Raw genomic sequence first — 13,871 nt, forward strand, 5'->3', positions numbered from 1 at the left:
CCGGGAACGGCCGATGGAGTGACTTGGTTACGACGATTGCGGCATGTGGGGGACCGTTGCACTGAGCTTCTTATGTGGTTACTTGACCGCCCCTGCCATCACCCCCGACACGAACTGCCGCTGGAACGCGAAGAACACGGCCAGCGGGATCACCATCGAGATGAACGCGCCCGGCGCCAGCACCTCGATGTTGCTGCCGAACTGCCGTACCTGCTGCTGGAGAGCGACAGTCAGCGGCTGCGACTGCGAGTCGGAGAACACCAGCGCGACCAGCATGTCGTTCCACACCCACAGGAACTGGAAGATCCCGAGGGACGCGATCGCCGGCGCGGCGAGCGGCAGGACGACGGTCGCGAACAGCCTGATCTCGCCCGCGCCGTCCAGCCGGGCCGCCTCCAGCAGTTCACGCGGGATCTCCGCGAAGAAGTTGCGCAGCAGGAAGATCGCGAACGGCAGCCCGAACCCCACATGGAACAGCACCACCCCGATGATGTCGCCGAAGATCCCGATCTTCCCGAAGAGATCCGAGAGCGGGATCAGCGCCACCTGCACGGGTACGACAAGCAGCGCGACCACGACCAGGAACCACCAGTCGCGCCCCTTGAAGTCCATCCACGCGAAGGCGTATCCGGCCATCGCGCCGATCACGACGACGAGAAGCGTCGCCGGGACCGTGATCCACACCGTGTTCACGAGAGAACTGGTGATCGCGTCGTTCTCCAGCAGAGTTCTGTAACTCTTGGCGGTCAGTTGCCCGGGAGCCGTGAACACCTTCCACCACCCGGAGGTGGAGATGTCCGTCGGGTCGCGGAACGACGACACGAGCAGCCCTAACGTCGGCACCATCCAGATCAGCGCGACGAGGATGAGGAAGAGCCGCAGCACCCCGCCGGCGGCGCCACTGGCGACGCGGGCGGCGAAGGAACGTCTGGCACGCACGGGCGGTTGTTCGATGGTCCGTTCGGCGGGCGGGTCGACAGTCGTCACCGCTGACGCTCCTTCCTGAGCCGACGCAGATTGACGAACATCACCGGCATGACGAGCAGCAGCAGAAGCACGCCGATCGCACTGCCGACGCCGTAGTTGCCGCCACCGCCGAACGACGACAGGAACAACTGGAGCGCGAGGACGTTCGCGTCGTCCTGACTCGGCTGCGGGGCGATGATGTAGACGAGGTCGAACACCTTCATCACATTGATCATCAGCGTGACGAGGACGACGACCAGCACAGGCGCGAGCAGCGGGACGGTGATCCGCCGGAACACCTGCCACTCGTTGGCGCCGTCCACGCGCGCCGCCTCCAGCAGGTTGCGGTCCACGCCCGCGAGCCCCGCCGCGATGAGTACCATCGCGAACCCGGCCCACATCCAGGTGTAGCTGCCGATGATGGCCGGGGTGACAAGGGTGGGCCCGAGCCAGTCGATGCCGTTGTAGGCGGCGGCGAAGTTCGAGCCCGGCAGGCGCAGTTGGGCCCCGTCGGCATCGGCGGGCAGGCTGAACGTCCCGTCGGCGCCGCTCTTCGCCGACGCGACGACCTTCCCGTCCTTCACGGCCTCGACCTTCACCCCCTCCAGCGCCTTCTCACCCGGGTCGACCTGCCCCTTCGTACCGCCACCGCCGAGTTTGAAGTCCAGCCAGACGGTGCCGGTGATCCCCGAGCCGTCGGAGGCGCGGGGGGCCTTCGCGTCCTCGGGCGTGCCCGGGAGCTTGTTCGGGGCGATGCCCACCAGTGGCAGGAGCGCCGGGGTGCCCGGGCTGACGGTCCCGGTGGAGGTGAAGGAGCCCCCGCCGGACGGCTTCAGGTCACTGGCCTGCGCGTTCGGACGGGCCTTCGGATAGACCGAGGAGTCCACGAAGGCGTCGTGCACCGACGTGACAATCGCGTTGGCTACGCCCTGGTCCGGGTCCTGCTCGTAGACGAGGCGGAAGATGATGCCCGCCGCGAGCATCGAGATCGCCATCGGCATGAAGACGATCAGCTTGAACGCCGTACCCCAGCGCACCCGTTCGGTCAGCACCGCGAAGATCAGTCCGAGCGCGGTGACGAGCGCGGGGGCCACGGCCACCCAGATCGCCGTGTTGCGTACGGCGGTCAGCGTGGCGTCGTTGGTGAAGATGTCGCCGTAGTTCTCCAGGCCGACGAAACCCGAACCGTCGGCGTCGTAGAGGCTGCGCCAGACGGAGTAACCGATCGGGTAGACGACGAGCGAGCCCAGCAGGACCAGGGCGGGCAGCAGGAACAGGCCTGCCACCCACCAACGGGTGCCCGTGACCTTCCTGGGCCTGCCCGGCGTCGAACCGACCGGCATCGTGGTCGTCGAACCGACCGGTGTCGTGCTGCCCCTAGGCGCGTCGTCCCCTGGTGTGCCTGGTGTGTTGTTGTTGTCTCTCCTCGACTCCATGTCGGTGCCGTCAGCCGTTCTTGTACGCCTTGGCGGCGTCGGCCTCGAGTTTCTGTTGCGTGCCCGCGACGTCCTTCGGGTTCTTCAGGAAGTCCTGGAGGTCCTTCCACTCACCGACGCCCTGGGTACCGCCGAACGCGGCCGGGGCCTGGTCGGACATGTCGAAGCGGAAGTCGTCGCCGGCCGTGATGAGGGCCTTGGCGATGTCCCGGGTGACATCGTCCTTGTACGCCGACTGGTCCATCGACTTGTTGGGCGAGAGGAAGCCGCCCTGCGCCGCCCAGATCTCCGCCGCGTCCGTCGAGCCGAGGAACGTCAGGAGTGCCTGGGCACCCGCGCCGCCCTTCAGCGCCACGGCGACGTCGCCACCGCTGACCACGGGTGCCTGGTCGCCGACCGCCGGGAACGGGAAGACCTTCGCGTCCGTGCCGATCTTCGCCTTGGTGTCCGCGTTGATGTTGGCGGCCACGAAGTCGCCCTCGAAGACCATCGCCGCCGGGTTGTCACCCGTGAAGGTCTGGATGACCGACTTCGGGAACTCGGTCGCCAGCGCGCCGGAACGCCCGCCCGCCAGGAGCTCGTCGTTGCCCCAGAGCTCGGCGAGAGTGGTCAGGGCGTCCTTCACCGAGGGATCGGTCCACTTGATCTTGTGCTGGGCCAGCTGGTCGTACTTCTCCGGACCGGCCTGGGACAGATAGACGTTCTCGAACCAGTCGGTGAGGGTCCAGCCGTCGGCGCCGCCCACGGAGACGGCGGGGGAGCCCGCGTCGGAGAGGGTCTGGGCCGCCGCGATGAAGTCCTTCCAGGTCTTGGGCGTGTCGGTGAGGCCCGCGGACTCGAACGCGGCGGTGTTGTACCAGACCAGGGACTTGTTGGCGGCCTTTACGTAGATGCCGTACTGCTTGCCCTCGAAGGCCCCGAGGTCCTTCCACCCGGCGGAGAAGTTCTTGTCGAGCTGCGCCTGGGCATCCGCGCCGAGCGGCTTGAGCCAGCCCTTCTCGGCGAACTGGTGCAGTACGCCCACCTGGGGGAGGAACGCGACGTCCGGGGGCTGGCCGCCCTGGATCTTCGTACCGAGGAACGTGGAGGTGTTGTTGCCGGTCGGCACGAAGTTGACCTTCGCGCCGGTGCGCTTCTCGAACTCCTGGAGGACCTTGGTGAAGTTTTCCTGCTCGGGGCCCGTCCAGACGGCGGCGACCTCTAAGGTCTGGCCGTCCAGCTTGGGGAGCTTGACGGAGGCGGAGGTGTCACCGCCGCTGCCGGTGGTGGCGTCGGTGCCTTTGCCGCCCGGGCTGTCGTCGTCGGAGCCGCAGGAGGTGAGGGCTAGGGCGAGGGCGGTGGCGGAGAGGGCGGTCAGGGTGCGTGTACGTAGCGTGCTGCGCATGTGGGCCCCGTTCGTCGTTCGGCGCTGTCCCGTGGGCTCTGGTCTACGCCGGGTCGTGGGGGTCGGCAAGTGCGCCTGCCTGACTCGGCCAGTTTGCAGCGGGCTCTGCTGCAGCGCAGGCCTGGTTTTCCCACCCGCCCACCCGTTCACCGTTCGTGTCCAGCTCAGCCACTCCAGCCCGTCCGGCGTTTGAGGACGAGGCCCCTTCAGGGCCGAAAGCGGGGGTCTGGGGGCGGCAGCCCCCAGGAAGGGATGGGACGGGTAGGGGCGGCGGGGGCGAGAGAAACCCGCCCCGGGTCACAGCAGTGACGGCACCTCCGCCGCCGAAACCGACCGCGCCGCCCGCTCCAACGCACTCGCCAGCAACGCCAGATCAGTCGGCCCGTTCCCCAGCTCACGCACCGGCCGCCGCGCCGGCGGATCCCCCATCCGCTGCCAGTCCAGCGCGGCGACAGTCGGCCGCAACGTCGCCGTACGCGGGATACGCCCCGTCACCCGCCCCCCTTGGAACGGCACACCTCTCCCGTCCGCCCCGCTCAACCGCCCCCGCCCGGCGGCGGGTTCGTCCGGCCCCGGCGCCGGTGCGTCGAGGACGACCCGCAGCGCGGCCCCCCGGGCGAGTTCCGTCTCCGCGGTGCGCCCACCGACGCCCGCCGCGGCCACCAGATGCACCCCGAGCCGCTCGCCCTCCCGGGCCACCGCCTCCAGCGCCCGCACCACGGACCCCGCCGACGGCCGCCCCGGGGACCCCAGCGGCGGTGACACCAACGCGTCCAGGTCGTCCACGACCACGACGAGACGGGCCAGGGGAGGCGTCTCCGTACGCCGCCGACTCGCCGTCGGCCGCAGCCTCATCGTCGAACTGGGCGGCGAATCGAGATCCCCGGCGCCTTCTCCCGAGGCCGTGCCCGTGCCCGTGCCAACCGAACCGTGTGCGTGGGCGCCCGACCCGGACTTCGACCGCTGCGGCCCGATCCGGCCGGACAGTTCGCGCCCGTTGTGCCATTCGCCGAAGCCCACGCGCCCGAGAAGCTCGGCCCGCCGTTTGAGTTCGGCGCTGAGCGACTGGGCGAACTCGCGCATCCGGACGGGGTCGTTGGCGGTGAGGTGGGTGGTGACGTGAGGAAGGTCGGTACAGACGCGCAGCCCCTCCCCGTGCGGGGCGCCCCCGGCGCTGCCGCCGGTACCGTCCCGGCCGTCCATCAGCACGATGCCCAGCCGGTCGGGCCGCTCGGCGGCGGCCAGCGACGCGACCACGGCCCGCAGCAACTCCGTACGCCCGCTGCCGGGCGGCCCCTCGATCAGCAGGTGCGGTCCCTCGGCCGCGAGGTCCACACCGACGGGGCCGCGCGGGCCGGCGCCGAGTACGGCCCAGGCCCGGCCGCCGAGCGTCTCGGCGTCGTCGGCCGCGTCGGCCCAACGGGCCATCAGGGACGCCGGGGTGGCTCGGGCGAGCCCCAACTCGTCGAGCAGGCGTGCTGCTTGCGGCAAGGGCGCGGAGACGCGCTGCGGGCGCCCACCGGCGGCACCGTCGGTGCGCAACGGAGCCAGCGCCCGCGCGAACCGCTCGGCCCAGGCAAGGGACACGGCATCCACAGCGGCGACGGACCCCTGCCCCACCAGCCCGCTGGACCCCCGACCTGCCGAACCACCGAACTCACCACGACCACCCCTGCCGGACCCGGCGGCACGGGCGCCGCCGCCGGAGCCGGCCCGGGAATCGCCACCGGAGTCGCCATGGTCGCCGCCGGACCCGCCACGGGCACTGCTCCCGGAGCCATCGCGGAAACCGCCGCCGGACCCGGCACGAACGCCGCTGCCGGAGTCGCCATGGGCGCCGCCGGACCCACCACGGAAGTCGTCACCGGCACCGGCGCGGGAGCCGCCGCCGGAGTCGCTGCGGTAGCCGCCGCCGGACCCGCCGCGGGCCCCGCTGCCGGAGTCGCTGCGTGAGCCGCCGCCCGAGCTGCCATGGAAGTCACCGCCGGAACCGGCACGGGCGCTGCCGCCCGAGTTGCCGCGGAAGTCACCGCCGGAACCGGCACGAACGCCGCTGCCGGAGTCACCCCGGAACCCGCCGGAGTCGCCACGGAAGTCGTCCCCGGAACCGACTCGGGACCCGTTGCCGGAGTCGCCACGGAAGTCGTCCCCGGAACCAGCACGGGACCCGCCGCCGGACCCGCCACGGAAGTCGTCACCGGCACCGGCGCGGGACCCGCCGCCGGACCCGCCACGGAAGTCGTCACCGGCACCGGCGCGGGACCCGCCGCCGGACCCGCCACGGAAGTCATCACCGGCACCGGCACGGGACCCACCGCCGGAGTCACCCCGGAAGCTGCCCCGGGCATCACCACCGGAACCGGCACGGGACCCGTCCCCGGAGTCACCCCGGAAGCCGCCCCGCGCATCACCACCGGAGTCACCCCGGAACCCGCCGGAGTCACCCCGGAACCCGCCGGAGTCGCCACGGAAGTCAGCACCGGAACCGCCCCGCGCATCACCACCACCACCGGAACCGCCCCGCGCCCCGCCCTCCAGCCCACCCCCGGAGTCGTCGGACCCCACGTCGGCGGAGCCCCGGCCGGATACGTGGTCCCCCGCCCTGGCCACCCGCATCACATGCACAGCCGTGGCCACGTCGCCGCTGAGCAGGGCCACCGCGCCGCACTCGCGGAACGGCGGTGAGACCGCGCACGCCGCCTCGTACGTCTCCGTCACCGGTGACGCGGGTGACGCCGCCTCCGTCTCCGCCAGGCACACGACATGGATCCCCGCCCGGGGGCCCTCCTGCGCCAGCCGTGCGACGGCCTCCCGGATCGCCGCACCGCCCGGGTCGCCGTCCACGACGACCACGGTGTAGGGCCCAGCGAAACGGTCCGCCCCTTCGGCGGCTGGGTCGTCGGGCCGGGCCCAGGAAGGCCGTCGGGCCGCGCCCTGGGGGGTACCCCGGTCCTCGAGGTCCGGAGCAACACCGCCGGAGGCGAGCCTCCTCGCCGTCGTCTCCGTGTCGTGGTCCTCCAGGCGGCGCAGGAGCTCGTCGGTGCGGGCCGTGGCCTGCTCGCGGTCGTAGGCGAGGAGGAGCCGGCAGTCCTGGCCGTGCCCGGGGCGGAGATGGGGGAGCCAGCCGAGCCACGACCACTCGGCGGTGCGTTCCTCGGCGGTACGCGCGCGGTCCGTGCTGATCAGGACGATTTCCAGCGCCTCGGGGGAGTGCAGCGCCGTCAGCTGGGCCACCACCGCACGGGCCAGCCCCGCGAGCCGCGCGCGCGGGCCCGCCAGCCCCAGCGCCCCGACCTCACGCAGCCCCGCGGTCACCGGTACGGCGGGCAGCAGCCCCGAGCCGTCGGGGGCCGCGCGGTCCGCCGTACCCAGCCGGACCGTGAGTGCTTCGGGGTGACCCGGGCCGCGCTCCCACAGCCGGGGGCCCGGACCCAGGGCCGTGAGCAGCAGCGTCGCCGGGTCGGGCCAGCTCTCCGGGACCTGCGCGGGGACGTCGGCGAACTCCGGGGCGGTCTGCTCGTACACCGCGCCCTCGTCGTCGTACGCCTCGCCCTCGGTCGTCTCCGGCTCGGCGCGCCCGCCGGTCAGTCGCCGCGCCCACTTGGAGAGCCCGCCGCGCTTGCGCGCACCCTGCGGAACATCCGTACCCCTGAGGGGAGTTCCCTTCCGGCCGCCGCCTGTGGAAGCCTCCGCCTCCGCCTGTCGCCCGCCCTCGTCGTGCGAGCGCGCGTGCGGCACGGCGGGGGTCCGGGACACCTGTCCCGGTACGGAGAACCCGGCGCCGTGGGTGTCGCCTGCGCTGTCCGATGCCCTGCGCGATGCCCTGTCCGAGACCCTGCTCGTACCGGCCGTACCCGGGGTCTTGCGGCTCTCGATGTGCGGGGCCCGTCCCTGACCCGGGACGAGCGGCTCCGCCGCGGCCTGCGCCGGATTCCGGGTACTCCGTGACTCGGACTCGCCCCCGGCGGTTCCCCAACTCGCCGAACCGTAGGCGTGATGGGTCTCCCCGGAGGGCGGCGACGAGGTGAACGACGTGAGGCGCCTGCCGTGGGTGTCCTCGGTGTCCTCGGTGTCGTCCGGCTTATCAGCCGGGTGTCCCGGGCCGGCCGGGTGGCCTTCGGCGACGCTCACGCGCACGTGGCCCTCGCCGTCGGGGGTCGTGCCCACGCGGGCGCCCGCGTCCCCGGGCGGGGTCAGCCGCAGGGCCGACTCCCCGATGCGCAGCAGCGCGCCCGGCGCGAGACGGACCGGGCGGGTGCCGAGGCGGGTGCCGGACAGCGTCGTGCCGTTCGTGGAGTTGAGGTCCGCGACCGCTATCCGGCCGTCATCCTCGACCGTGACCGCGCAGTGCAGCCGGGAGACGTCCGGGTCGTCGAGCGGGACGTCGGCGTCGGCGGAGCGGCCGATGGTGATCTGGCCGCCGTGCAGCAGATGGACCCCGCCCGCGTCCGGTCCCGCGACCACGTGCAGCTGGGCCGCCACCTCGTCGGCCTCGGGGTGCGGCTCGGGCTCCGCGGGCGTACCGAGGGCGAGCACCGCGCCGTCGACCAAAGGGGGCTCACCGAGGGTGCAGCGCCGGGCGTCGAGGCGCTGGTCGCCCGCGTACAGCACCACCGCGCCGCCGCTCTCGCGGCCCGGGCCGCGCTCGGGCGGGGCCGAACCCCCGTCGCCCGCGACCACCGACGCCAGGGCCGAGGCCACCGAGGCGAGCGCCGTGCCGGCGGGAGCGGTGACCAGCACATCGCAGCTCGCGGCACGCGCCCACGGCTCCGAGGGCGGCCCCAGCGGGTCTACGACGGTCAACCGGATCTGCATCGCCGTCAGCGGTCCCTTCTGCACGGACACCCGGAAAGGAGGACGAAGCCACGCCACGGGTCCCACCACCGCGGACTTCCCCCACCGCACACGAGCACGTAGGCCAGTACTGGAGGCATCCTCGCACCTGCCACTGACAACGCGCCCGCCCCCCACCCATAAGTGATCTTGAATGGTCACCTCTGCCCGCAAAAGTGCCTGACCAGTGACGAGCGACTGTCCGATTCGGATCGGTTTGGCAATCGGTTTGAGATCGGTCACGTTCGGGATTCGGCAACCGGGAGGACGGTCGAGACGTCTTTCTTCTCGACTTTCCGTATACGCCGCCTGTGGGCGGCGGCCGTCGCCCGGGGTGTCCGGCAGGTGCGGCACTACAGTGGGTCGGAGGACCGTGTACGGGATGTACGTATGTAAGGGAGCCATGACGTGCGGCCGGTAGGGAGCAAGTACCTCCTTGAGGAGCCGCTGGGACGCGGCGCCACAGGCACCGTCTGGCGCGCCCGCCAGAGGGAGACCGCGGGAGCCGAGGCGGCCGTGCCCGGCCAGCCCGGCGAGACGGTGGCGATCAAGGTCCTCAAGGAGGAACTCGCCAACGACGCGGACATCGTGATGCGCTTCCTGCGCGAGCGGTCCGTGCTGCTGCGGCTGACCCACCCGAACATCGTCCGCGTACGGGACCTGGTGGTCGAGGGCGATCTGCTGGCGCTGGTCATGGACCTCATCGACGGGCCCGACCTGCACAAGTACCTGCGGGAGAACGGCCCCTTCACACCCGTCGCCGCCGCGCTCCTGACCGCGCAGATCGCCGACGCGCTCGCCGTCAGCCACGCCGACGGGGTCGTGCACCGGGACCTGAAGCCCGCCAACGTCCTGCTCATGCAGGACAACGGCCGGATGCACCCGATGCTCACCGACTTCGGCATCGCCCGCCTCGCCGACTCCCCGGGCCTCACCCGTACCCATGAGTTCGTCGGCACGCCCGCGTACGTCGCCCCGGAGTCCGCCGAAGGCCGTCCGCAGACCTCCGCCGTCGACATCTACGGCGCCGGCATCCTCATGTACGAGCTGGTCACCGGTCGTCCCCCGTTCAGCGGCGAGTCGGCGCTTGAGGTACTGCACCACCACCTCGCCTCCGAGCCGCGCCGCCCGTCCACCGTGCCCGAACCCCTGTGGACGGTCATCGAGCGCTGCCTGCGCAAGAACCCCGACGAAAGGCCCAGCGCCGAGAACCTCGCGCGCGGGCTGCGTGTCGTCGCCGAGGGCATCGGCGTCCACTCCAACTCGATGCAGATCGCGGCGGCCGAAGGGGTCGTCCACCTGCTCGCACCGGATCCGGCACCGACCGCGGTGCCCGGGGCGGGCGACCCGACCCAGGTGCTGCCGCACAGCGCGGGCATGCCGGGGGCGTACGACCCGAACGCCGCCACCAGCGTGCTGCCGCACACCGGCGGCCCTGGTCCCGTGGGGATGGGTGCCGTGGGCGGCCTGGGCGCAGCGGATCCCACGGCCGTCATGCCGCCCGTGCCGCAGAACCAGCCCGGTGGTCAGGGCGGAGGCCAGGGCGCGGGGCCCGAGGAGCCGCACCCCTGGCAGAACCAGCTGCGTGCAGCCCGGGACCGCAACGAGCAGACCCAGGTCCAGTACCTGGACCCCGGCGACGACCCGCTGCGCCGCCGTCCCCAGCGGCAGCCGGGCCGGCCGCCGCAGCAACAGCCCCAGCAGCCGCCGTACCAGCAGCAGCCGCCGTCGCGTCAGCAGCAGCGCGGCCCGCAGCCCCAGCCCGGATACGGCTATCCGCAGGGGCCGGGGCAGCCCCCGCAGCACCAGCAGTACGCGCCGCCCCAGCATCAGCAGCAACCCCGGCACCAGCCTCAGCCTCAGCAACAGCAGCCGCAGCAGCGGTACGCGCCGCCGGCGCCCGCCCCCGCTCCCCAGCGCCCGCAGCAGCCCGAGGCCCGGCCGCCGCACGAGCCGAGGGAACCCCGCCAGCGCAGCGCCAACCCGATGAAGATCCCCGGGCTCGGCTGCCTCAAGGGATGCCTGTTCACGATCGTCATCCTGTTCGTCGCCGCGTGGCTGATCTGGGAACTGAGCCCGCTGCAGGGGTGGATCGGCTCGACGAAGGGGTTCTTCGCGCAGCTCGGTGACTGGATCGACACGGTCAGCGGGTGGGTGGGGGATCTCGGTGGCGGCTCCGGCGGGTCTGGCGGTTCCGGGGGCTCCGCGGGGACGGGCTGACCCGAACCGACCCGCTGCTCCGGTCGGCGGGGCAATCAGGGTGCTTGCCGGGCATTTGAGGATCAGTCGGGCGGTGTTCCGACTGTGATTCCGGTGCGACTCTGGGGATTTGTCGACACCTGGCGGGTGATTTACGTCCCGGCGGTGAAGGTTGGGGCTCCGGACGCGTAGTTTTATCGGCTGAGGTCGAGGTCTTGTCGGCCGGCGGTCCGGGGACCCGCGGCGCTGCCGCTGGTGTCCCGCCCCGGATCGGCGCCGAGTCGGCAACACGCGTCTGTAGGAGCAGTCTTGGCACGGAAGATCGGCAGCCGGTACACCGCCAACCAGATCCTGGGGCGGGGCAGCGCCGGCACGGTGTGGCTGGGCGAGGGTCCCGACGGGCCCGTCGCCGTCAAGCTGTTGCGCGAGGACCTGGCGTCGGACCAGGAGCTCGTCGGACGCTTCGTACAGGAGCGGACCGCGCTGCTCGGGCTCGAACACCCCAACATCGTGTCCGTACGGGACCTGGTGGTCGACGGCAACGACCTCGCGCTCGTCATGGACCTGGTGCGGGGCACCGACCTGCGCACCCGGCTCGACCGCGAACGCAGGCTCGCCCCCGAGGCCGCCGTCGCGATAGTGGCCGACATCGCGGACGGGCTGGCCGCCGCGCACTCCGCCGGGGTCGTGCACCGGGACGTGAAGCCGGAGAACGTCCTGCTGGACATGCAGGGCCCCCTGGGCCCCGGCGGCTCGCACCCCGCCCTGCTGACGGACTTCGGCGTCGCGAAACTGATCGACTCACCTCGGCGGACCCGGGCCACGAAGATCATCGGTACGCCCGACTATCTGGCGCCGGAACTCGTCGAGGGCCTGCCCCCGCGCGCGGCCGTCGACATCTACGCCCTGGCGACCGTCCTGTACGAGCTGCTGGCCGGCTTCACGCCCTTCGGCGGCGGTCACCCGGGCGCGGTGCTGCGCAGGCACGTGACCGAGACGGTGGTCCCCCTCCCCGGGATCCCCGAGGAGCTGTGGCAGCTGATCGTGCAGTGCCTCGCGAAGGCGCCGGCGTCGCGGCTGCGGGCGTCGGAGCTGGGGGTGCGGCTGCGGGAGCAGTTGCCGCTGCTGGTGGGGATGCCGCCGCTGGACGTGGACGAGCCCGAGTCGGAGGACGGGGAGGGGTCCGGGCAGGGGGGCGGGCCTGGGCATGGGGCGGGGCCAGGGGTGGCCCGGGACGAGGGTTACGACGAGGTGGCCGTGCCGGTGGGGGAGCGGGTGCGGCGGGGGGCGGTGCCGCTGGTGCGGGGGGCGAAGCCGGACTCCAACCGGGACACGCATACGTCGATGCGGGTGCCGGGGCCCGATGAGCTGGCGGGTGGGGCGCTGGGGACGGCGCGGGTGCCGCGGCCGGTGGGGGCGCCGCGGCCCGGGTCGGCTCGGCATCGGGCTTCGGCGCGGCGGCGGAGGGTGACGTTGGGGGTGGCGGGGGTGGTGTTGGTGGCGGTGCTGGGGGTCGGGACGTGGGTGGCCACGTCGGGGGACGATGCGGGGGCCACGCCGCAGGACACGGGGAACTCGGCGCCCGGGGCACCGTGAGGGTTTCTCGCCCCCGCCGCCCCTACCCGTCCCATCCTGTCCCTGGGGGCTGCCGCCCCCAGACCCCCGCTTCGGCCTGAACGGCCTCGTCCTCAAACGCCGGACGGGCTGAGAGGGGCCGGGCCCGCGCTGATCACATGCGGTAAACGGGTGGGCGGGCGGGAAACCAGGCCTGTGCTGGGCGCATGCGGTGAACGGGTGGGCGGGTGGGAAACGCCCGAAAACCCCGGGCCCCGCCCAAGTGACGGCGTCGAAAACCTGCCGCCCGGCGGAGCCGTTACGCTGGTGTCGTGGCAGTCGTCGATGTATCCGAAGAGCTCAAGTCCCTCTCCTCGACCATGGAGTCGATCGAGGCCGTCCTGGACCTCGACAAGCTGAGGGCAGATGTCGCCGTGCTCGAGGAGCAGGCGGCAGCGCCGTCCCTGTGGGACGACCCGGAGGAAGCGCAGAAGATCACCAGTAAGCTCTCCCACCTCCAGGCGGAGGTGAGGAAGGCCGAGGCGTTGCGCGGGCGGATCGACGATCTGGGCGTGCTCTTCGAGATGGCCGAGGAGGAGGACGACCCGGACACCCGCGCCGAGGCCGAGGCCGAGCTCGCCTCCGTCCGCAAGGCCCTCGACGAGATGGAGGTCCGTACCCTCCTCTCTGGTGAGTACGACGCCCGCGAGGCCCTCGTCAACATCCGCGCCGAGGCCGGTGGCGTGGACGCCGCCGACTTCGCCGAGAAGCTGCAGCGGATGTACCTGCGGTGGGCCGAGCAGAAGGGCTACAAGACCGAGGTCTACGAGACGTCGTACGCCGAGGAGGCCGGCATCAAGTCGACCACCTTCGCCGTCCAGGTGCCGTACGCCTACGGGACGCTGTCCGTGGAGCAGGGCACGCATCGCCTCGTCCGCATCTCGCCCTTCGACAACCAGGGGCGGCGTCAGACCTCCTTCGCCGGGGTCGAGATCCTGCCCGTCGTCGAGACCACCGATCACATCGAGATCGACGAGTCCGAGCTGCGGGTCGACGTCTACCGGTCCTCCGGGCCCGGCGGCCAGGGCGTCAACACCACCGACTCCGCGGTGCGGTTGACCCACCTCCCCACCGGCATCGTCGTCTCCTGCCAGAACGAGCGGTCGCAGATCCAGAACAAGGCCTCCGCGATGAACGTGCTCCAGGCCAAGCTCCTCGACCGGCGCCGGCAGGAGGAGCAGGCCAAGATGAACGCCCTCAAGGGGGACGGCGGCAACTCCTGGGGCAACCAGATGCGTTCGTACGTCCTGCACCCGTACCAGATGGTCAAGGACCTGCGGACGGAGTTCGAGGTCGGCAACCCCGAGTCCGTGTTCAACGGTGAGATCGACGGATTCCTCGAAGCCGGAATTCGCTGGCGCAAGCAGCAGGAGAAGTAGAACTCCTGCAGGACTCCTTCAGAGCTCCTTATCGACAAAGCAACCGCCGCCCACCGGGCG

The 13,871-nt window shown here is 72.0% G+C and carries 7 protein-coding genes; 3 read left to right on the top strand and 4 right to left on the bottom strand.

Features of this window, described 5'->3' with window-relative positions; genetic code table 11:
* Positions 1 to 78 precede the first annotated feature (78 nt).
* From ABZ855_RS09405 to ABZ855_RS09420, 4 genes are all read right to left on the bottom strand, one after another.
* Complete coding sequence (locus ABZ855_RS09405; protein ID WP_360803542.1) at positions 79 to 987, bottom strand: carbohydrate ABC transporter permease; 909 nt, start codon at positions 985 to 987, stop codon at positions 79 to 81.
* Positions 984 to 2,309, bottom strand: coding sequence for a sugar ABC transporter permease (locus ABZ855_RS09410; protein WP_360804159.1), 1,326 nt, complete (start codon positions 2,307 to 2,309; stop codon positions 984 to 986). The genes ABZ855_RS09405 and ABZ855_RS09410 overlap by 4 nt, the downstream gene beginning before the upstream one ends.
* Before the next feature lie 103 nt (positions 2,310 to 2,412).
* A complete protein-coding gene (locus tag ABZ855_RS09415) occupies positions 2,413 to 3,786 on the bottom strand; it encodes an ABC transporter substrate-binding protein (protein WP_360803545.1) in 1,374 nt (457 codons plus the stop codon).
* Positions 3,787 to 4,083: 297 nt separating this feature from the next.
* Positions 4,084 to 8,601, bottom strand: a complete 4,518-nt coding sequence (locus ABZ855_RS09420) for an FHA domain-containing protein (protein WP_360804162.1) — start codon at positions 8,599 to 8,601, stop codon at positions 4,084 to 4,086.
* A gap of 426 nt (positions 8,602 to 9,027) precedes the next feature.
* Between ABZ855_RS09420 and ABZ855_RS09425 the strand changes: the two genes are divergently transcribed.
* The 3 genes from ABZ855_RS09425 to prfB all read left to right on the top strand — a co-directional run bounded on the left by ABZ855_RS09425 (position 9,028) and on the right by prfB (position 13,811).
* On the top strand, positions 9,028 to 10,839 hold the full coding sequence (locus tag ABZ855_RS09425) for a serine/threonine-protein kinase (RefSeq protein ID WP_360803548.1): 1,812 nt from the start codon (positions 9,028 to 9,030) through the stop codon (positions 10,837 to 10,839).
* Between the two features lie 288 nt (positions 10,840 to 11,127).
* Complete coding sequence (locus ABZ855_RS09430; RefSeq protein WP_360803552.1) at positions 11,128 to 12,414, top strand: serine/threonine-protein kinase; 1,287 nt, start codon at positions 11,128 to 11,130, stop codon at positions 12,412 to 12,414.
* Positions 12,415 to 12,704: 290 nt separating this feature from the next.
* Positions 12,705 to 13,811 carry a peptide chain release factor 2 gene (gene prfB, locus ABZ855_RS09435; RefSeq protein WP_360803555.1) on the top strand — a complete coding sequence of 369 codons (1,107 nt, stop codon included), beginning with the start codon at positions 12,705 to 12,707 and terminating at the stop codon, positions 13,809 to 13,811.
* Positions 13,812 to 13,871: the final 60 nt, after the last annotated feature.

This window comes from Streptomyces sp. NPDC047042 (genome assembly GCF_040644035.1).
In the GTDB taxonomy this organism is placed as follows: Bacteria; Actinomycetota; Actinomycetes; order Streptomycetales; family Streptomycetaceae; genus Streptomyces.

Excerpts from the sequence above, each read along its gene's own strand:
- ABZ855_RS09410 (WP_360804159.1), bottom strand. The coding sequence starts at position 2,309 with ATGCCGGTCGGTTCGACGCCGGGCAGGCCCAGGAAGGTCACGGGCACC.
- ABZ855_RS09415 (WP_360803545.1), bottom strand. The coding sequence starts at position 3,786 with ATGCGCAGCACGCTACGTACACGCACCCTGACCGCCCTCTCCGCCACC.
- ABZ855_RS09420 (WP_360804162.1), bottom strand. The coding sequence starts at position 8,601 with ATGCAGATCCGGTTGACCGTCGTAGACCCGCTGGGGCCGCCCTCGGAG.